The 18,179-nt window shown below is 69.9% G+C and carries 19 protein-coding genes and 1 tRNA gene; 6 read left to right on the forward strand and 14 right to left on the reverse strand.

What is annotated here, in order from left to right; translation table 11 throughout:
• Position 1: 1 nt before the first annotated feature.
• Both clpS and ACT541_RS16250 read right to left on the reverse strand, forming a co-directional pair.
• Positions 2 to 331 carry an ATP-dependent Clp protease adapter ClpS gene (gene clpS / locus ACT541_RS16245; protein WP_476138139.1) on the reverse strand — a complete coding sequence of 110 codons (330 nt, stop codon included), beginning with the start codon at positions 329 to 331 and terminating at the stop codon, positions 2 to 4.
• Positions 332 to 670: 339 nt separating this feature from the next.
• Complete coding sequence (locus tag ACT541_RS16250) at positions 671 to 994, reverse strand: phasin family protein (protein WP_476138140.1); 324 nt, start codon at positions 992 to 994, stop codon at positions 671 to 673.
• A gap of 342 nt (positions 995 to 1,336) precedes the next feature.
• On the opposite strand from ACT541_RS16250, the gene ACT541_RS16255 reads away from it, so the two are divergent.
• Positions 1,337 to 3,133, forward strand: coding sequence for a serine hydrolase (locus ACT541_RS16255; protein WP_476138141.1), 1,797 nt, complete (start codon positions 1,337 to 1,339; stop codon positions 3,131 to 3,133).
• Here the strand turns inward: ACT541_RS16255 and ACT541_RS16260 are convergent.
• A complete protein-coding gene (locus ACT541_RS16260; RefSeq protein WP_476138142.1) occupies positions 3,127 to 3,927 on the reverse strand; it encodes a DnaJ domain-containing protein in 801 nt (266 codons plus the stop codon). The genes ACT541_RS16255 and ACT541_RS16260 overlap by 7 nt on opposite strands.
• A 243-nt stretch (positions 3,928 to 4,170) precedes the next feature.
• Here ACT541_RS16260 and panC point away from each other — a divergent pair, with 243 nt between their 5' ends.
• Positions 4,171 to 5,046, forward strand: a complete 876-nt coding sequence (panC, locus tag ACT541_RS16265) for a pantoate--beta-alanine ligase (protein WP_476138143.1) — start codon at positions 4,171 to 4,173, stop codon at positions 5,044 to 5,046.
• 65 nt (positions 5,047 to 5,111) lie between these two features.
• Here the strand turns inward: panC and ACT541_RS16270 are convergent, their stop codons facing one another.
• The 4 genes from ACT541_RS16270 to ACT541_RS16285 form a co-directional block, all read right to left on the reverse strand.
• The gene (locus ACT541_RS16270; protein ID WP_476138144.1) at positions 5,112 to 5,540 is read right to left on the reverse strand and encodes a hypothetical protein; all 429 of its coding nucleotides are present in this window, start codon (positions 5,538 to 5,540) and stop codon (positions 5,112 to 5,114) included.
• Positions 5,541 to 5,599: 59 nt separating this feature from the next.
• Positions 5,600 to 5,887, reverse strand: coding sequence for a hypothetical protein (locus ACT541_RS16275; RefSeq protein WP_476138145.1), 288 nt, complete (start codon positions 5,885 to 5,887; stop codon positions 5,600 to 5,602).
• 59 nt (positions 5,888 to 5,946) lie between these two features.
• Positions 5,947 to 6,378: a DUF1489 family protein gene (locus ACT541_RS16280; protein ID WP_476138146.1), complete on the reverse strand. Its 432-nt coding sequence runs from the start codon at positions 6,376 to 6,378 to the stop codon at positions 5,947 to 5,949.
• A 91-nt stretch (positions 6,379 to 6,469) separates the two neighbouring features.
• Positions 6,470 to 7,138, reverse strand: coding sequence for a glutathione S-transferase family protein (locus tag ACT541_RS16285; RefSeq protein ID WP_476138147.1), 669 nt, complete (start codon positions 7,136 to 7,138; stop codon positions 6,470 to 6,472).
• A gap of 145 nt (positions 7,139 to 7,283) precedes the next feature.
• Between ACT541_RS16285 and ACT541_RS16290 the strand changes: the two genes are divergently transcribed.
• Positions 7,284 to 8,033, forward strand: coding sequence for a DUF599 domain-containing protein (locus ACT541_RS16290; protein ID WP_476138148.1), 750 nt, complete (start codon positions 7,284 to 7,286; stop codon positions 8,031 to 8,033).
• Here the strand turns inward: ACT541_RS16290 and ACT541_RS16295 are convergent.
• Together ACT541_RS16295 and ACT541_RS16300 are read right to left on the reverse strand one after the other, a co-directional pair.
• The gene (locus ACT541_RS16295) at positions 7,988 to 8,791 is read right to left on the reverse strand and encodes a YdcF family protein (RefSeq protein WP_476138149.1); all 804 of its coding nucleotides are present in this window, start codon (positions 8,789 to 8,791) and stop codon (positions 7,988 to 7,990) included. The genes ACT541_RS16290 and ACT541_RS16295 overlap by 46 nt on opposite strands.
• 90 nt (positions 8,792 to 8,881) lie before the next feature.
• The gene (locus ACT541_RS16300) at positions 8,882 to 9,505 is read right to left on the reverse strand and encodes an ATP-dependent Clp protease proteolytic subunit (protein ID WP_476138150.1); all 624 of its coding nucleotides are present in this window, start codon (positions 9,503 to 9,505) and stop codon (positions 8,882 to 8,884) included.
• A 190-nt stretch (positions 9,506 to 9,695) separates the two neighbouring features.
• Between ACT541_RS16300 and ACT541_RS16305 the strand changes: the two genes are divergently transcribed.
• Positions 9,696 to 10,643, forward strand: a complete 948-nt coding sequence (locus ACT541_RS16305) for a hypothetical protein (protein ID WP_476138151.1) — start codon at positions 9,696 to 9,698, stop codon at positions 10,641 to 10,643.
• Between the two features lie 228 nt (positions 10,644 to 10,871).
• Here ACT541_RS16305 and ACT541_RS16310 read toward each other — a convergent pair whose 3' ends face one another.
• On the reverse strand, positions 10,872 to 12,044 hold the full coding sequence (locus ACT541_RS16310; protein ID WP_476138152.1) for an isovaleryl-CoA dehydrogenase: 1,173 nt from the start codon (positions 12,042 to 12,044) through the stop codon (positions 10,872 to 10,874).
• Positions 12,045 to 12,211: 167 nt separating this feature from the next.
• Positions 12,212 to 13,714, reverse strand: coding sequence for a magnesium transporter (gene mgtE / locus ACT541_RS16315; RefSeq protein WP_476138153.1), 1,503 nt, complete (start codon positions 13,712 to 13,714; stop codon positions 12,212 to 12,214).
• A gap of 413 nt (positions 13,715 to 14,127) precedes the next feature.
• On the opposite strand from mgtE, the gene ACT541_RS16320 reads away from it, so the two are divergent.
• Together ACT541_RS16320 and ACT541_RS16325 are read left to right on the forward strand one after the other, a co-directional pair.
• The gene (locus tag ACT541_RS16320) at positions 14,128 to 15,600 is read left to right on the forward strand and encodes a polysaccharide deacetylase family protein (RefSeq protein ID WP_476138154.1); all 1,473 of its coding nucleotides are present in this window, start codon (positions 14,128 to 14,130) and stop codon (positions 15,598 to 15,600) included.
• 88 nt (positions 15,601 to 15,688) lie between these two features.
• Complete coding sequence (locus tag ACT541_RS16325; RefSeq protein ID WP_476138155.1) at positions 15,689 to 16,465, forward strand: polysaccharide deacetylase family protein; 777 nt, start codon at positions 15,689 to 15,691, stop codon at positions 16,463 to 16,465.
• A gap of 60 nt (positions 16,466 to 16,525) precedes the next feature.
• Here the strand turns inward: ACT541_RS16325 and ACT541_RS16330 are convergent, their stop codons facing one another.
• The 3 genes from ACT541_RS16330 to ACT541_RS16340 form a co-directional block, all read right to left on the reverse strand.
• The gene (locus ACT541_RS16330) at positions 16,526 to 17,047 is read right to left on the reverse strand and encodes a hypothetical protein (RefSeq protein WP_476138156.1); all 522 of its coding nucleotides are present in this window, start codon (positions 17,045 to 17,047) and stop codon (positions 16,526 to 16,528) included.
• Between the two features lie 155 nt (positions 17,048 to 17,202).
• Positions 17,203 to 17,712, reverse strand: a complete 510-nt coding sequence (locus ACT541_RS16335; RefSeq protein WP_476138157.1) for a hypothetical protein — start codon at positions 17,710 to 17,712, stop codon at positions 17,203 to 17,205.
• Between the two features lie 255 nt (positions 17,713 to 17,967).
• Positions 17,968 to 18,052 (reverse strand) — tRNA-Leu (locus ACT541_RS16340).
• Positions 18,053 to 18,179: the final 127 nt, after the last annotated feature.

Genomic DNA, 18,179 nt, shown 5'->3' on the forward strand with positions numbered 1-18,179 from the left:
CTCACTGCTTTTCCATGACGCACTGCAGCGGATGCTGGTTCTTCCGAGCGAAGTCCATCACCTGGGTGACCTTGGTCTCGGCCACCTCGTAGGTGAAGACGCCGCATTCCCCCACACCGTGGTGGTGGACGTGCAGCATGATGCGGGTCGCCTCTTCACGGCCCTTGGAGAAGAAGCGCTCGAGGACGGCCACGACGAACTCCATCGGCGTGTAGTCGTCGTTCAGCAGCAGCACGCGATACATGCTGGGCCGCTTCACCTTCGGTCGCGTCTTCGTCACCACGCCGAGATCGGGATCGTCTTCGCCGGGGTGACGGGGGTCCTGTGCCATGATCTTCTTCGACACGCATCGCTTCGCCGTCGAACGCTCGTCCGGAGCGGATACGGCAGGGGTTGAACGTGGCCCGAAGGCCGGTGAGACGTCCTGAAACGCCGCCCCTCCCGGAGACGCGGCTCCGGTACAGATGGGGATGACATCACCGACATTGTAGGGCATCGCCGCGCACTCGCAACGGCCCGCCGTCGACGTCACCCCCGATCGGGGCGAGAAATGCCATGCATCGTCCGTGCCGCGGCGGCGCAGGGCGGAGCCCGAGCGGACACGAAAAAGGCCCGGCCGTCGCCGGCCGGACCTCTGATCGCTGGATCGGAGAGCGAACGCTCTCGACGATCACTTCTTCGGGATGAAGTTCTCGAAGGGCTTGGCGATGTCCTTGGCGATGTCGGTGTAGAGCTCGCCGATCTTGGTCGACTGGGCGACGAGGCCCTCGTAGACCTTCTTGGCGTAGTCCGACTGGATCTCGACGACCTTGTCGAGGCTCTTCGCGCCGGAGAGCTGCTCGAGCAGGGCGGAGCCTTCCTCGAAGGACTTCTTGGAATAGTCGGCCATCTCGGTGGCGATGGTCTGGAGGCCCTTGGAGAGCGTGCCGAAGGCCTTCTGGGCGTTCTCGGCGTTTTCCTTGGCGAGCTTCTGCAGATCTTCGACGGACGTCATCGGGGCTTCCTCCAGTGGGTCGTTCCGCGGCCGGCCACCCCGGTTCGCGGCATCGCCGACGGTCGCAACCGTTCGGCGATGTTGCGATGCAATATGCCTGCATTTTGCGCTGCGGTCAATTTCATTTCGCGTCGCAACAATGCGTAATTCGTCTTCGCCGGTTTACCGATCATCAACCTCGACGGCGGCATCTTGGAGACTGTGGACGGGAGATCACGCTCGCCGTCGCGTTTCCGGCGTATCGGAGGCGCGCGGCCGGCCCCTCGGGGTCGTGACAAGGGCAGACCTTCCGATCGAACGGCGTCCGCCAGAAGGCGGACTGCGGCTTCGAGGAATGGAACAGTGCAGTATCCGCGTATCTTCGAGCCGGCGCGCCTGGGCAAGGCGCTCCTGGTCGGCATGGCCCTGTGTCTGGTGACGGTCGGATCCGCCGAAGCGAAGCGGAAGATCCGCCATCCGCATCAGAGTCACAGCGTCTCCCGCTCGTCGCGCGACGACGGCGGCATCACCTCGTCGCCGCGCTACGCGGCCTTCGTGATCGACGACAAGACCGGCCGCGTCCTCTACGCCAAGAACGAGAACGAGCTGCGCCACCCGGCCTCGCTGACCAAGATGATGACGCTCTACGTCCTGTTCGAGGACCTCGAGCGCCGCCGCTTCACGCTCGGTTCGCGCTTCACCGCCTCGGCCAAGGCGGCGGCGCAGTCGCCCTCCAAGCTCGGCATCCGCCCCGGCCAGACGATTTCCGCCGAAGACGCCATCCGCGCGCTCGTCACCCGGTCGGCCAACGACGTCGCCGTGACCATCGCCGAGAACGTGGCCGGCTCCGAACAGGCCTTCGCCAAGCGCATGACCGCGACCGCGCGGCGCATCGGCATGAGCCGCACCACCTTCCTCAACGCCTCCGGCCTGCCCAACGGCGACCAGTGGACCACCGCCAAGGACATGGTCACGCTCGGCCGGGCGCTGCAGGAGCGGTTCCCGGTCTACTATCGCTATTTCAACACGCGCTCCTTCGCCTGGGGCGGCGAGGTGATCGGCAATCACAATCGCCTGCTCGGCCGCGTCGAAGGCGTCGACGGCATCAAGACCGGCTATACCCAGGCCTCGGGCTTCAACCTCGTCTCGTCGATCCGCCGCGACGGCCGCCACCTCGTCGCCTCGGTACTCGGCGGTTCGTCGGGCCGCGAGCGCGACGACCACATGGCGTCGCTGCTGGCCCGCCACATCGGCTCGGCCTCGACCGGCGCCAAGGTGTCGTCGGTGCTGCGGCTCGGCAAGTCGGCCGACGCCTCGGACGACTTCGACGCCGACGACTACGGCGCGGCCGATCCGATCGCCACCGCCTCGATCCCGCCGGCTTCGGCCGCGCCGGTCGCCCTGCCCGTCCCGGCGCCGACGCCGGTGGTCGCCGAAGCGCCGGTCCCCGCCCCGGCCGCGCCCGCTCCGGCCGAACCGGTGAAGCTCGCGGCCCTCGACCAGGCCGCCCCGACCGCGCCGATCCCGACCCGTTCGGTCAACCGTCCGCGCATCGCCCACACGGAAGTGATCGATCCCGGTCCGCTGCCGCTCGCCGAGACGCGCGGCTCGAACGATCACGGCGCCGCCGTCGCCATGGCCCGCGCCATCCTGCTGCCGCAGAGCATCACCCAGGCCGCCGCCCGTCCGGCCGCCCCCGCGCCCGAGGCCCGCGTCGCCGCCGTGGCGCCGCGCGCCGCCGAGCCGGAGACGCCGCCGTCGCTCGCCCATGCCACCGTCTCGATGTCGGAAGTGGCGGCGCTGACCACCGGCTCCGTGCCGGCCCGTGCCGCCGAGCCCGCTCCGGCCGCTGCCGCCGCGCCCGCCCGTCCCGTCGAAACCGCCGTCCCGTCGCGCGCCGTCGAGGCCGCCCGCGCCGGCTGGCTGGTGCAGATCGGCGCCTTCGACGAGGAGGCCAAGGCCCGCGCCGCTCTGGTCGACGCGCGCGTCAAGGGTGGCCGATCGGTCGCCCTCGCCGATGCCGTCACCGAACAGATCGGCGGCGGCTCGGGCAAGCTGTGGCGGGCCCGTTTCGCCGGCTTCGAGAGCCAGAACGCCGCCGACGGCGCCTGCAAGGCGCTGAAGCGGAAGAAGATCTCCTGCCTCGCCTTGCGTCAGTGACCGGAGGGACCGCGATGATTGCCGATCAGACGATCCTTGGCGGCGTTGATCTCCGCGGCGAGGAAGTTCGACCCGCCCCGATCCGGGTGCACGGCCTTCATGAGCCGTCGGTGAGCAGCCCGCACTTCGGCTTCCGAAGCGCCTGGGCGAAGGCCGAGAATCTGATGGGCCTCCTCGTCGGTCATCGCGCCCGGGCGCGCCGGTCGGGACTCCCCCGGTGCCGCGTCCTGGTCAACGTGCTGACGCCAGAGGGGCACCCGGCGGTCGAGATACGCCTCCAGCAGTGAACGGCCGTCGGGGTCGAAGGCGATGTCGCGCCGGAGCGCGAACAGGTCCTCGACCGACAGATGCGCCAGTTCCCGACCCTCGAAGCGCCCGGCGAGGACACGGCCCGACAGGATGCCGCTGCCCCGGTCGATCTCGACCTCCAGCGCGGCGGTGCGGATCATCGCCCGCCCCCCGACATCGCGGCGGCCGGCGCCGAAGAGATCGCCCCAGCGGCCGAGGAAGGGCCTGACCCAGCGGGCATAGCCGCCGGCGGCGGGGCCGGCCACCATCAGCGCGAAGACGAAGAAGGGCAGCGCCGCCAGAAACTTGCCGGTGACGAGCAGCGCCACGGCGAAGGCCATCAGCGCGGCACCGCCGGCGCGGCGGAGCTTCGCATCCATGGACGAGCGATCGCCCGAGAACACCGATTGCGCCAGGACGGCCAGCCCCACGGCCAGCGCCAGCGCGAAGAACGTCGCATTCATCGTGTCGTCCGCATCCCCGAACCGCTTCGCCGCCCAAGGCATAGCATCCCCGCGCCGGGCACGCAGCCCCGCGGACCGGCGACGTGCTACCAAGGCGGGCACGATCGCGACGGCCGCGACGGAGCGGCGCCGCGACGCGGTCTCATTCGTTCGTTTCAATCGATGAGATCGGACTGGAATCGGAAGCGCGCTTCCGACATAGTGCCGCACTGCAACAAAGCGGGTCCCGGCCGCGCCCCGGAAGGACGACGGCGACCCGATCGCGCAACGAAGGTCGAGAGACTCATGTCCGGACAGTCCATGCCGTCGCCTGCCGCCCGTCCCGCCGTCGTGCGGACGATCGCCGATCTGCGTGCCCAGGTCGCCCGCTGGCGCAAGGCCGGCGAGACCGTCGCCATGGTGCCCACCATGGGGGCGCTGCACGCCGGCCATCTGGCGCTGGTCGCCGAAGGCCTGAAGCGCGCCGACCGCGTCGTCGTGTCGATCTTCGTCAACCCGACGCAGTTCGCCCCGCACGAGGACTTCCAGACCTATCCGCGCACCGAGGCCGCCGACGTCGAGAAGCTCTCGACGCTCGCCGCCGACCTCGTCTTCGCGCCGTCGGCACTGGAGATGTACCCGCTCGGCAACGCCACGCGGATCGAGATGGGCGGGCCGGCCAAGGGGCTCGAGACCGACTTCCGGCCGCACTTCTTCGGCGGCGTCGCCACCGTCGTCTCGAAACTCCTGATCGCCTGCGGCCCCGACGTCGCGCTCTTCGGCGAGAAGGACTATCAGCAGCTCGCCGTGGTGCGCCGCATGGCGGCCGATCTGGTGCTGCCGGTCGAGATCGTCGGCGCCGCCACCGTGCGCGAGGCCGACGGGCTCGCGATGTCGTCGCGCAACGCCTATCTCTCGGCCGAGGAACGGGCGATCGCGCCGCGGCTCGCCGTCGAGATGGACCGCGTCGCCGAGACGGTGCGAGCGGGCGGCGACGTCGCCGCCGCCGAGAAGGCCGCGGGCGAGGCGCTGCTCGCCGCCGGTTTCCGTCAGATCGACTATGTCGCGGTGCGCAATGCCCAGACGCTCGAGGCGCCCTCGGGCGAGGCGGGCGAGCCGCTGCGCGTGCTGGTCGCCGCCTGGCTCGGCAAGACGCGGCTGATCGACAACCGCGCCGTCTGATCGACGCACGAGACACGATCGAGGCCTCGGACACCCACGCGGGTTTCAGGGGCCTCTTTTTTCGGTCAGCGGTTGATGGTGGTGCCGAGACGGACCGAGGAACGGCTGCCGGAGAGCGTCACCGTGGTGTCGCCCTTCGTCCATTTGACGCCGCCGCCGAAGCTGCGGTTCCAACCGGGTTCGTCCTGGACGGGGCGATCGGGCAGCGTGCCCTTGGGGCGCAGCGGGCCTTCGAGCGGCGGCGGCGCCTCGGGCAGCGTCGCGACGTCGGCCGGCGGCTCGCCCTCGGCATCGGGAGCGGCGGTCGCCGCGTCGGCCGGCGGCACCTCGGCGGGAGCCGCGGCATCGGCCTGCGCCGGGGTGGCTCCGACCGGCGGCAGCGGCGTCACCTCGAACTCGGAACGCGGCGCCGGCTCGTCGGCGCGGGCCGGCAGGGCGGCGGCGAGGACGAGGGCGAGGACGGCCGAGAGGCGGACGAGGGCGACGGCGGGCAAGGGGCGATCTCCGTGAGGTCGCGGCGACAGTGACCGCCGATCGTGGCGATCCTCGGGCGTCAGTGACGCGCCGTGGCGGCGAAGCCGGCGGAGACCTCGCCGGAGACGGTGACGGTGGTGTCGCCGTTCTGGAAGACCAGTCTTCCGTCGGGCGAGCGCGTCCAGCCCGAACCGTTCGACCGGCCGACCGGCTTCAGCGGCGCCTCCGCCCGCGCCTTGGGACGCAGGCGGCTCGACGAATCGGCGGGACGGGGCTCGGCCGCCTGCACCGTCGCGGCGACGAGGCCGCCGACGGCGAGCAGGCCGACGAGCGCGAGAGGGAACCGGACGAGGCGGATGGCGGACAAGGGAGCACTCCTTCGCGACGGGGACCGTCGTGCCACGCGAACGTGGCGAGGATTCGACGTCAGAGCAGGCCGAGGCCGGCGAGTTCGCGCAGGAACTCGATCGGCAGATCGGCCGTCCCCTCGCCGATCAGGTCGCGCGGCGCGACGGCCGGATCGAAATAGCGCCAGCCCTGGAACGGCCGATAGGGCCGCGCCTCGACCTCGATCGGCTTGCCGGAGAGGACGATGTCGCAATGGCCGACGCCGGCCTCGTCCTTGACGGCGCGCAGGTCGAGGATCGCCTCGCGGACGCGGACCTGGCCCTTGATGATCCAGTAGAGCGAGCCGCCGTCGAGGATCTCGTCGACCTTCTTCGGCATCATCCGGGTGCGGTGGATGTGGACCGGCTCGAGGCCGCGACGCCGCTTCTCGGCGATGGTCACGTCGATCCAGTCGACGAGATCGGCGATCCCGTCGCATCCGACGCAGAGCTTGACGAGATGAAGCGGCATTCGTCCTCCTCGAGAGGCGGACGAGACTAGCGCCGGCGGCGGGTCGGCGCCACCGGTCGCGGGGCGCCGTCCACCGGCGATGGCGCGGGGCTCACTCCGCGAAGTCGATCTCGTCGTCGGCGACGTAGGAGGTCTCGGCCGCGGCACCGGCCGCCCAGGCGGCGACCGCCGGCAGGGCGAAGAGCGCGTCCATCCACGCCCGCGTCACGTCCGAGACCGGCCAGGAATAGCCGGCGAGGCGGTAGGCGACGGGGGCATACATGGCGTCGGCGGCGGAGAACGCGCCGTAGAGGAAGGGACCACCGGCGCCGAAGCGGCCGCGCGCCTCGGCGATCAGCGCCTCGATGCGGGCGACGTCGCGGGCCGCCGCCGCACCACCCCAGTCGCGCCAGGGGAAGCTGCGGCGCAGGTTCATCGGGCAGGCGGAGCGCAGGGCCATGAACCCGGCGTGCATCTCGTTGGAGATGGCGCGGGCATGGGCACGCGCCAGCCGATCCTTCGGCCAGATGGCGAGATCGGGCCGGCTCTCGGCCCACCATTCGATGATCGCCAGCGTCTCCCAGACCTTCGCCTCGCCGTCGATCAGGCAGGGCACGCGGCCGGAGGGCGACCACGTCAGGATGTCGGCCTTGAGCGTCGGGCTCGCGAGATCGATCGGGATCTCGTCGAAGGCGATGCCGAAATGGGTCGCGACCAGCCAGGGGCGCAGCGACCACGAGGAATAGCGCTTGTTGGCGAGGACCAGCTTCGGGCGCGACATGGGGAACCTCCGTCGTTCGTCGCCGGTACCCTCGCGCCGTCGCGCGCCCGCGTCCAACGGATAGTCCTGAAGGGGGGCATCACGCGGATTGATCGATCGCCGATCGAAGGTTCCATGCCTGCGACTTTCGGCTTATGAAGACGTCATGCTCCAGTTCACCACGCTCGACTACGTCGCCCTCGTCTGGTTCCTCACCGCCTGGCTCGGCTTCGGCCTGATCGTCGACGCCACCCATCTCGCCGGCCCGTCGCTGACCCAGCTGATGGACCGCGAGCGACGGGCGTGGATGGAGGTCGTGCGGCTGCGCGACAACCGCATCGTCGACGCCGGCATCATGTCGAGCCTGCAGAACGGCACCGCCTTCTTCGCCTCGTCGTCGATGATCGCGCTCGGCGGCTCGTTCACGCTGCTCAACCAGACCGACCGGATGATGGAGATCTTCTCCGATCTGCCGTTCCACGTCGCGGTGTCGCGCGGCATGCTCGAGACCAAGATCGTCGGGCTGGTGGCGATCTACGGCTACGCCTTCTTCAAGTTCGGCTGGTCCTACCGACTGTTCAACTATTCGGCGATCCTGATCGGCTCGATCCCGCTCGCCCGCGACGCCGACACCGCCGAGAGCTGGGGCGCCGCGCGCCGTGCCGCCGAGATGCAGATCGACGCCGGCCACCATTTCCACTGGGGGCTCCGGGCGCTGTTCTTCTCGATCGGCTTCTTCGGCTGGTTCGTCAACGCCACCGTCTTCATCCTGGCGACGACCGTCGTGCTGCTGGTGCTGTCGCGCCGGCAGTACCTGTCGCGGGCGCGGGCGGCGCTGATCGCCTCGGACGGTGCGTCGGCGGCGGTGCCTCAGGGCGACGGGAACAGCGCCGACGAGCGGCCGAGCAACCGGTAGAGCGCGAGCCCGGTCCATTCCCGCGTCACGACGTCGACGACCTGCAGCCGGGTGCCCGGCGCGGTGTTGTAGGAGCTATGGGCGAAGGTCTCGCCGAGCGACGGCCAGGCGACGATGCCGTCCCAGCCGGCGGCGCGGAAGGCGCCGATCGACCGCGGCATGTGCCAGGCCGGCGTCACCAGATACCAGCGGGCGCCGGGGCGCGGGGCGATCATGGCGTGGGAGAGCTCGCCCTCCTCCCAGGTGGTCCGGGCGCGGGGGAGCAGGATGATGCGGTCCCTGGCGACGCCGGCCTCCTCGAGCAGGCGGGCGAGCGAGGCGGCAGAGGAATAGTCCCCGCCGTCGGCGCCGACCGGACCGTCGCCGGTCGCCATCACCGGCACGTTCGGGAAGCGCTTCGCCAGACGCGCCGCCTCGACCACCGCCTCGGCGCCGATGTGATACTTGGTGCCGCCGGTGCGCATCTCGGCGATGGAATCGACGCCGCCACCGAGCAGGACGATGCCCTCTGGCGGCGGGGCGTCCGCCGCAGGCCTCGGGAAGCGCAGCTCGAGCGGGCGGGCGATCCAGGTGCCGAAGGGCGTCAGCGTCATCGTGACCAGCGCCGCGACGCCGACGGCGGCCATGATCCGCCCGGTGCGGACGAGGCCCGGCCGACGGGCGACGATCGGCAGCACGACGCCGAGGGTCGCCAAGACGAGCGCGATCATCGAGGGAAACAGCAGCCAGCCGACGAGCTTGCCGAGTTGGTAGGCCATGCGTCTCGCCCCCCGATACGGCCCCGCGCGGGGCCGGACGTGCGAAGGGGCCCGGAAGGGCCCCTTCTCATCATGCCATGGCGACGTCGATCAGGCGACTTCGCCGATCGTCTTCACGATCTTCTCGACCAGACCGTAGGCGATCGCCTCGTCCGGGCCCATCCAGAAGTCGCGGTCGGTGTCCTTGGCGATGCGCTCCAGCGACTGGCCGGTGGCATCGGCGAAGATCTGGTTCAGGCGGTCGCGCATCTTGATGATCTCGCGCGCCTGGATCTCGATGTCGGTGGCCGGGCCACCGGCGCCGCCGGACGGTTGATGCAGCAGGAAGCGGGTGTTGGGCAGGCAGAAGCGACGCTCCTTCGGCACCGACACGTAGATCAGCGCACCGGCCGAGGCGACCCAGCCGACGCCGATCATGTTCACCGGCACGCCGATGAAGGCGATCATGTCGTGGATCATGTCGCCGGACTCGACGTGACCGCCGGGCGAGCAGACGATGACGTTGATCGGGTCCTTCGACACCTGCGACAGAGCCAGCAGGCGGGCGGTGACGTCGCGGGCCAGCTCCTGGGTGATCGAACCGGTGATCAGAACGGTACGGCTGTCGAAGAGGTGCTTGTCGACCGGGACGGACTGAGGCGTCTTGGTCTTCTCTTCCTCTTCCTCTTCCTCGTCGAGGCGCGTGTACCAGTAGGTCTTGGGGGTCTTGATCATGGCGCTTCCCGAATGAGAGCGTTGCGAGTGGGTTGCCCCTAGATGTAGTCACCGGCGTGCCCCCTGTCGAGGCCGCTTTCCCGGCGAAGGGCTTCCGCGCACTTCGTGGTGAACGCATCGACGCCGTCGCGCGACCAAGGAACGACGGGCGTCGGACCGATGGGTGGCGCGCGCCCGAGGAGGTCGTCTCATGTGGGATTTCTCGGTTCTTCGCGCGGTCGGTCTGGTCCTGAGGACCTGGCCCTTCACCGTTCTGCGGCTGATCGTCTGGGGCGCGGTGACGGGCGCGATCGTCGCGTCGATGGGGGTCGGCGCCGGTCTCGGCTGGGGCGTCGGCCATGTCGGCGATGCCGACTTCCGCCATGCCGCGACCTTCTGGGGCGGTCTCGCCGGTCTCGGCGCGGCGTCGATCACCATCTGGGGCTTGCGCGAATATCTCCTCTACCTGACCACCGCCGGCCACGTCGCGGCGCTGGCGACCGCGTCCGCCGGTCGACCGATGCCGTCCGGCGTCGATCAGGTGCGATTCGCGCTGGCCGAGACCAGGGCGCGATTCGGCGAGATCCATCTCCTCTTCGTGCTCGATCAGGCGGTGAAGGGAGCGGTCGGCGCGGTGACCAGCCTCGTCTCGGGCATCGCCGCCTTCACCGGCGCACCCGGCCTCGACGGGCTCGCGCGGCTCGTCGGCGCGGTCGTGCGCATGTCGACCACCTTCGTCGACGAACTGGTGCTCGCCCGCGACATCCGCCTCGGCTCCGACGATCCCTGGACCACCGCGCGGCAGTCGATCGTGCTCTATGCCCAGAACGCGACGCTGGTGCTGAAGAATGCCGCGTGGCTGACGCTCTTCCGCTGGCTGGCGGCGGTGGTGATCTTCTTCCTCGTGATGGGACCGGCGGCGGCGCTGGTGTGGTTCGCGCCGGGCTCTGGGCCGGGCTGGACCTTCCTCGCCGCGCTGATCCTGACCGTCGGGCTGCAGAAGTCGCTGATCGACCCGTTCTGCATCGCCTGCCTGATGGAAGTGTGGGAACGCCGCATCGAGGGCCAGACGCCCGACCCGGCCTGGGACGCGCGTCTCGCCGAGGTCTCGGAAGCCTTCCGCGGCATCGTCGCGCGAGCGCGGTCGGCCTTCGCGTGAGAACGGGGCGAGAGGATCGACCGTCTGTTCGGCTTCATGTTGAGGTGCGAGCGAAGCGAGCCTCGAAACACGAAGCCACGACGGGCCGTGCCACTCGGTCCTTCGCCCTTCGAGGCCCGGCCGGTGGCCGGGCACCTCAGGATGAAGGACCTCTGCGCAAGGCCGAAAAGGTCGGTCGCTCGATGCGCCCAGCGAGATGCCTCGGCCGCCCGCCCCGATCCGCTCGACTCAGGCGGTGCGCTCGAACAGCTGGCGGCCGATCAGCATGCGGCGGATCTCGCTGGTGCCGGCGCCGATCTCATAGAGCTTGGCGTCGCGCAGCAGGCGACCGGTCGGGCTCTCGCTGACGTAGCCCATGCCGCCGAGCAGCTGGATCGCGTCGAGCGCCGCCTTGGTGGCGCGTTCTGCGGCGAACAGGATGGCGCCGGCGGAATCCTCACGCGTCGTGCGGCCACGGTCGCAGGCCTTGGCGACGGCATAGACATAGGCACGCGCCGCGTTGAGCTCGACATACATGTCGGCGACCTTGGCCTGCACCAGCTGGAACGTGCCGATCGGCGCGCCGAACTGCTGGCGCTGATGGATGTAGGGCAGCACCACGTCGAGCGCCGCCTGGGCGAGGCCGAGCGGACCGGCGGCGAGCACGGCGCGCTCGTAGTCGAGGCCCGACATCAGCACGGCGACGCCGCGGTTCAGTTCGCCGACGATGTTCTCGGCCGGCACCTCGCAGTCCTCGAACACCAGTTCGCCGGTCTCCGAGCCGCGCATGCCGAGCTTGTCGAGCTTCTGGGCGACGGAGAAGCCCTTGAAGCCCTTCTCGATCAGGAAGGCGGTGATGCCCTTGGGGCCGGCCGCCGGATCGGTCTTGGCATAGACGATCAGCGTGTCGGCGGAAGGCCCGTTGGTGATCCACAGCTTGGTGCCGTTGAGGACATAGCGATCGCCGCGCTTCTCGGCCCTGAGCTTCATCGACACGACGTCGGAACCGGCGCCCGGCTCGGACATGGCCAGCGCGCCCAGATGTTCGCCGGTGATCAGCTTGCCGAGGTAGCGCTCCTTCTGCTCCCGCGTGCCCCAGCGGCGCAGCTGATTGACGCAGAGATTGGAATGGGCGCCGTAGCTGAGGCCGATCGAACCGGAGGCGCGGGAGACTTCCTCCAGCGCGATGCAGTGCTCGAGATAGCCGAGGCCGGAGCCGCCCCACTCCTCCTCCACGGTGATGCCGTGGAGGCCGAGGGCGCCCATTTCCGGCCACAGCTCGCGGGGGAACCAGTCCTCGCGATCGACCTTCTCGGCGAGCGGCGCGATGCGCTCCGATGCGAAGCCGCGCACCGTGTCGCGCAGCATCTCGGCGGTCTCGCCGAGGTCGAAGTCGAAGAGCGAACCGGTGTTCGGAATCATGAGCGTCTCTCCCCGCGCGGCCGGATCCTCTTCGTCGGGATCTCGGTTTTCGCGGCATTATCGAACGGTCGTTTGTTTTTTGTCAATCGGCGATAGGGCGAGGCCGCGGGGAGAATTCGGGCGAAGGGACGGTAGCCGCGCGGGTGATCGCTTCGGAGCGAGGCCCCTCACGCGATGTGGTACCACCACGTGGCAAAGCCCAGCACGGCGAAGAAGCCGACGCAGTCGGTGACGGTCGTCACGAAGACGCCGGAGATCACCGCGGGGTCGCCGCCGATCTTGTCGATCACCAGCGGGATGCCGACGCCGGCCAGACCCGCGGCGATCAGGTTGGTCACCATCGCCCCGCCGATGACGATGCCGAGCTGCGGATCGCGGTACCAGCCCCAGACGCTCACGCCGACGATCACCGCGAAGGCGAGACCGTTGAGGAAGGCGACCATGACCTCGCGGTTGATGAAGCGCGTGATGTTGAGGCTGCCGACCTCGCGGGTGGCGAGCGCGCGCACCGCGACGGTCATCGTCTGGGTGGCGGCGACGCCGCCCTGCCCCGCCACCACCGGTCCCATGGCGGCGAGCGCGACGATCTTGGCGATCGTGTCCTCGAAGAGGCCGATGACGGAGGCGGCGAGGAAGGCCGTCAGCAGGTTCACGAAGAGCCAGGCGAAGCGGTTCTTGGTCGTGGTGGCGACGCTGTCGGAGATCTCTTCGTCGCCGACGCCGGCCAGCGCGCGCATGTCCTCTTCGGCCTCTTCCTCGACGACGTCGACCACGTCGTCGGCGGTGACGACGCCGACGAGGCGCTCGTTCTCGTCGAGAACCGGCAGCGAGATGAGGTTGTAATGGGTGAATCGGCGGGCGACGTCCTCGCGGTCCTCGTCGACATGGGCGGTGATGCGATCCTCGTCGACGAGATCGCCCATCGCCACCATGCGCTTGGAGCGCAGCAGCCGGTCGAGCGCCACCGTACCGACGAGGCGGAAGCCGCCGTCGACCACATGGACCTCGTAGAAGTCCTCCGGCAGGTCCTCGGTCTCGCGGCAGTAGTCGATCACCTGCCCCACCGTCCAGATCGGCGGCACGGCGATGAACTCCGTCTGCATCAGACGGCCGGCGGATTCCTCGGGATAGTCGAGCGAACGGACGAGGCCGACGCGCTCGGCCACGGGAATGCGATCGAGGATCGCCTCGCGGTCCTCGTCGTCGAGGTCCTCGAGGATGTGGACCGCGTCGTCCGAATCGAGGTCGCGCACGCCCTCGACGACGGTGTCCTGCGGCAGGTCCTCGATCAGCTGGACGCGGACCGTCTCGTCGAGGTCGACGAGGGCGGAGAAGTCGAAGTCGTCGCCCATCAGGCGGACGAGTTCGGGTCGCTGGTCGGCGGTCAGCGCGCCGAGCAGTGCCGCGAGGTCGGATTCGTGCAGGTCGGCGGCGAGGTCGTGCAGCCGGTCGACGTCCTGCGCCTCGATCGCCGCGGCGACGGCGGCGCGGAAGGCGCGGGTGAGGTCGCCGTCCTCGTCGTGCAACGGCGGATGCTCGTCGAGCACGGCCTCGTCGACCGTGCGGTCGGATGTGGTCTCGACCTTCGCCTCGTCCGCGACGGGCGCCACCGGCTCTGGGGCGGGCGCGTCGGGGCGGGGCGCGACACGCGCCTTTTCCTCGTCGGTCATGCTGCCCTCCCGCTCGTCGGCGGCCCGGCGCCGCCGCTCCGATCTAGCCCCGTCGAGGGCATCGCGCCAGCGCAAAAAACGCATGTCGACGCCTTTGGCGAGACGGTCGCGCGGGCCGGCGACTCGGATCGCCGACTCGGCGGGGATTCCCTTCGAATTCGCCATTGTCCGGCCATTTCATCACGCCAGAGTGTGACCTCGTTAACGCGGCGTTGAGAAAATCGGCGCCAGCATGCTTAACGAGACCTTGCGCGCGGAGGTGGTTCGGCGCATCCCGGATGTCGCATCACGACATACGGGGCGGACCCGGCACCGCGCGGGCGTCTCCACGAGAGCGTCGCGCTCCGCAAGGGCCGCGACGGCGTCGTCGTTTCGACCGATCGTCCGGACGGGACGAGGTTGCGGAGAAGATCATGCGTCGTTCGATCGAGCGGACCCTGTCCGCCATCATCGGTGGAACCCTCGTCTGCGGCGTCGCCGGCGCGGCGCTCGCACAGGACGGGGCTCCGGTCCTGCTCGGCGTTCCGCAGCGCCCGGCCGCTGCCGCGCAACCCGCCGTGCCGGCCAAGCCGAAGGTCGCGACGCCCGCCGTCAAACCGGTGGCCACCGCCAAGCCCGCGACACCGGCGAAGACGGCCGCCACCAAGCCCGGCACGCCGACCGCCAAGCCCGTGGCCGCCGCCAAGACCCCGAAGCCGGCCAAGCCCACGGTCGACGCCGCAGCGGCCGCCGCCGCCAAGCTCGCCGCGATGACCGGCCAGACGACGCCGCCGAAGCACGACCACGTCTTCGAGCAGCCGAAGCCGACGGCTTGCGCCAACCCGAACGCCATCGGCATCTCGCGCGTGATGAAGGTCGACACCACCGGCGGCTACTACGTCGGCACGACCTATCGCAAGCGCCTGCCGCTCGAGCCGAAGGAGGTCGTGCTGACCTTCGACGACGGCCCGATGGCCGGTCGCACCGACCGGGTGCTGAAGGCGCTCGACGACGAGTGCACCAAGGCGACGTTCTTCATCGTCGGCCAGATGGCGAAGGCCTATCCCGAGACGCTGCGCAAGACCGCGGCGGCCGGCCACACCATCGCCTACCACACCATGACCCACCCGCTCGGCCTCAACAAATGGCCGCTCGAGAAGGCGCAGAGCGACGTGCGCGGCGGTTGGCAGACGGTCGACCAGATCCTCTACGGCCAGGTCGCCGACCATCCGGCGACGCCGTTCTTCCGCTATCCGGGCCTGTTCAACTCGCGGCCGCTGAACGACTGGTTCAACGGCCTGAACATGGGCGTGTGGACGATCGACGCCGCCGGCAACGACTGGCTGCGCGGCTACATCACCATGGCCGACGGCCCCAACGTGATGAACGAGGCGCTGAAGGAACTCGAGGCGCGCCAGGGCGGCATCCTGCTGCTGCACGACATCAAGGACTCCTCGTCCTCGATCGTCGGCCCGCTGCTCAAGGAGCTGAAGGCGCGCGGCTTCAAGATCGTCCACATCCAGCCGAAGAACCCGCCGCCGAAGCTGGTCGACGGTCCGATCAAGGGCGTGATGCCGACGGTCGCCGAGACGACCGGCCCGGTCGAGCAACGCGCGCTGGAGAACTTCGACGCCACCCGCCAGTTGGCGCAGATCGGCGAAGGCCGCACCGGCAAGACCTCGACGGCGCCGCTGCCGGTCTACGGTGCCGCCGCCAAGCCCACCACCGTCGCCGCCGCCCCGGCCGCCGCCGCCGCGGCGCCCAAGCCGGTGATCCTGCCGCCCGCCCCGGCGCGCGCCGAGGAACCGGAGACCACCGCAACGGTGCCGGCGAAGCACGAGGAAGGCTGGTTCTCCTCCACCGCCTCGTCCTTCAAGGGGCTGGGCGGCGCGCTCGGCCTGTGGTGAGGCGCGGCCCTCGTCACCTCTACTCCGACGCCGCCGGTCCGCCCGGCGGCGTTTCGCGTTTCCGCCCCACCAGAGAGTTCGACCGTCGATGACCACCCTCGCCGCCCGCGCCGTCGCCCTGGCCGCCCTCGCCGTCCTGCCGTTCGTCGCGGCGGTGTCGGCGCAAGCCGCGAGTTGCCCGCGTGCCGATACGCTCGGGGTGTCGCGGGTGCTGCCGGTCGCCGTCGGGCCGGAGGGGCTCTTCGTCGGCACCAAGAGCTATCCCCAGACGCTGCCGCTGGGACCGAAGGAGATCGTGCTGACCTTCGACGACGGTCCGGCCGGCAAGACCACCGACGCGGTGCTCGCAGCGCTCGAGGCGGAATGCGTGAAGGCGACCTTCTTCGTCATCGGCGAGATGGCGGCCGCCCATCCCGACCAGCTCGAGCGCATGGCGGCGGCCGGCCACACCATCGGCCATCACTCGATGACCCATCCGATCATGACGAAGATCGCCGCCGAGAAGGGGCTCGCCGACGTCGAGAAGGGGTTCGAGACGGTCGACCGCATCCTGATCGGCACGCACGGGGCGCGGCCGTCGACGCCGTTCTTCCGCTATCCGGGCTTCGCCCCGACGGCACCGATCGACGCCATGCTGAAGGAGAAGCGGGTGGCGGTGTTCGGTGCCGACTTCTGGGGCTCCGACTGGAACCCGTCGACGCCGGAGGCGCTGCTGGCGCTGACGCTCTCGCGCGTCGAGGCACGCGGCTCGGGCATCCTGCTGCTGCACGACATCCACGCTCACACCGCCGCCATGGTGCCGGCGCTGCTCGCGAGCCTGAAGGCAAAGGGCTTCAGGATCGTCCACCTCGTCCCGGCGCCCTGAGACGAGAAAGGCCCCCGCCGCGGGGGCGAGGGCCTCGAACGAATGCGTCGATCGATCCGATCAGCGGCTGATCATGCAGACCTTGCGGCGGCCGTCCGCCGGATCGCCGAAGGTCTCGTTGCCGCAATAGACGCCGTCGCGAGCGCGGATCGTCGCCCAGCTGCCGCCGACGCCGTAGCGCACGGTCGCAGGACCGCGGAAATTGCAGTATTCGCCTTCGCGGGCGCAGTGGGCCCAGCCACCGCCGCCGTAGCCGCCACCGCCGCCCCACTGGGGCGGGGGCGGGGGCGGGGGCGGAGCCCAGCCGCCGCCGTAGCCGCCGCCCTGCGCCCGGTAGAAGCAGGCCTTGCGACGGCCTTCGGCCGGATCGCCGAAGACGTTGTTGTTGCAGGGCACGCCGCGATTGGTGTCGACCTCGGCCCAGCCGCCGCCGGCACCGTAACGCACGGTCGTGCCGTAGGGCACGCGGCAATAGCCGCCTTCGTTGGCGCAGGGCACCCAGCCACCGCGGCCCTGGGCGAACGCGCCGTCGGCGAAGGCCGCCGACAGGATCAGGGTTGCGAACAACGTACGTCCGAGCATGCGGGTCCCCTCCACGCGTAACCGGTTCGTTTCCTTCGAACCTCTCAACGAGTTACGCCGTCGCCGCGCCGCCCGCAAGCCTCCGCTCGCCGCGGTTCGCCGACCGGCGGGCCGCTCCTGGGGCTACCGTTCCCCCCGGAGCGGTCGACCTCGCGTCAGTCCGCCGCGATGGCGGCGGCGAAGCTGTCGATGATCTTCTGTGTCTCGGCGTCGTGCTTCTTGTCGCCGGCCGGCGTCGCCCAGTAGCTGACGATCAGGCGTGACTTGGCGGCGTCCTTCGGCTCGATGATCAGGTAGCGCAGCACCGTCGGGTCGCCCTTCCAGGTGGCCGGGAAGTCGAGCACGGCGACGCCGTACCTGTCGGCGCCCTGAGCCGTCATCTTCGGCTCACCGGTGATCTTGATGCCCTGCTCGTCGAGGTACTCGCCCATCTCCTTCTTGACCGCCTCGAACTGCGACGGGTCGTAGGCCTCGATCCAGAGATAGACCTCCTCGTCCTCGGTCGAGAGCTCGACGCCGCGCTTGACCTCGTCGTTGTCCCAACTGTCGGGGACCTCGACGACGAGCGGCTTGCCCTTGGTGGGGATCTCGACCTTCTCGGCCATCGCGGGCGCGCTGAGGCCGAGGAAGGCGGCGAGGAACAGGCTGGACAACGATCTGGACATGCGAGGATCCCCTCCCGTCGGGACACGCGGCGCCATCGGCGACGCCGCCGGCCGAACGTCCGGCCACTTTCAGGATGACGTGACGTCCGGTCCGTGTCGATGGAAACATTGCGGAAACCGAGATGGCCAATCGTCGGGGGGGGGACGCGCAGGCGTCCCGCATCGGCCGCGACACCGCGGACAAAGAAAAACCGGCCCGGAGCCGTTGGGCTACCGAGCCGGTTTTTTCTTTCCAGTTCCAATCACCAAAGTGATTGGTGCGGCCGAATGGACTCGAACCATCACCCCTCTCGGGACTAGCACCTCAAGCTAGCGCGTCTACCAATTCCGCCACGGCCGCGACCGGAGGAACCCTTCGATCGGCCGCCGGCCGTCCGAAGTGGCGCTCATGTAACCCATCGGATTCTCGGGATCAAGCACCCACGGGGAAAAATGTGGGAGTAAATTCAACAATGGCGGAAAACCGC

The organism is Pinisolibacter sp. DMC100 (genome assembly GCF_056313705.1).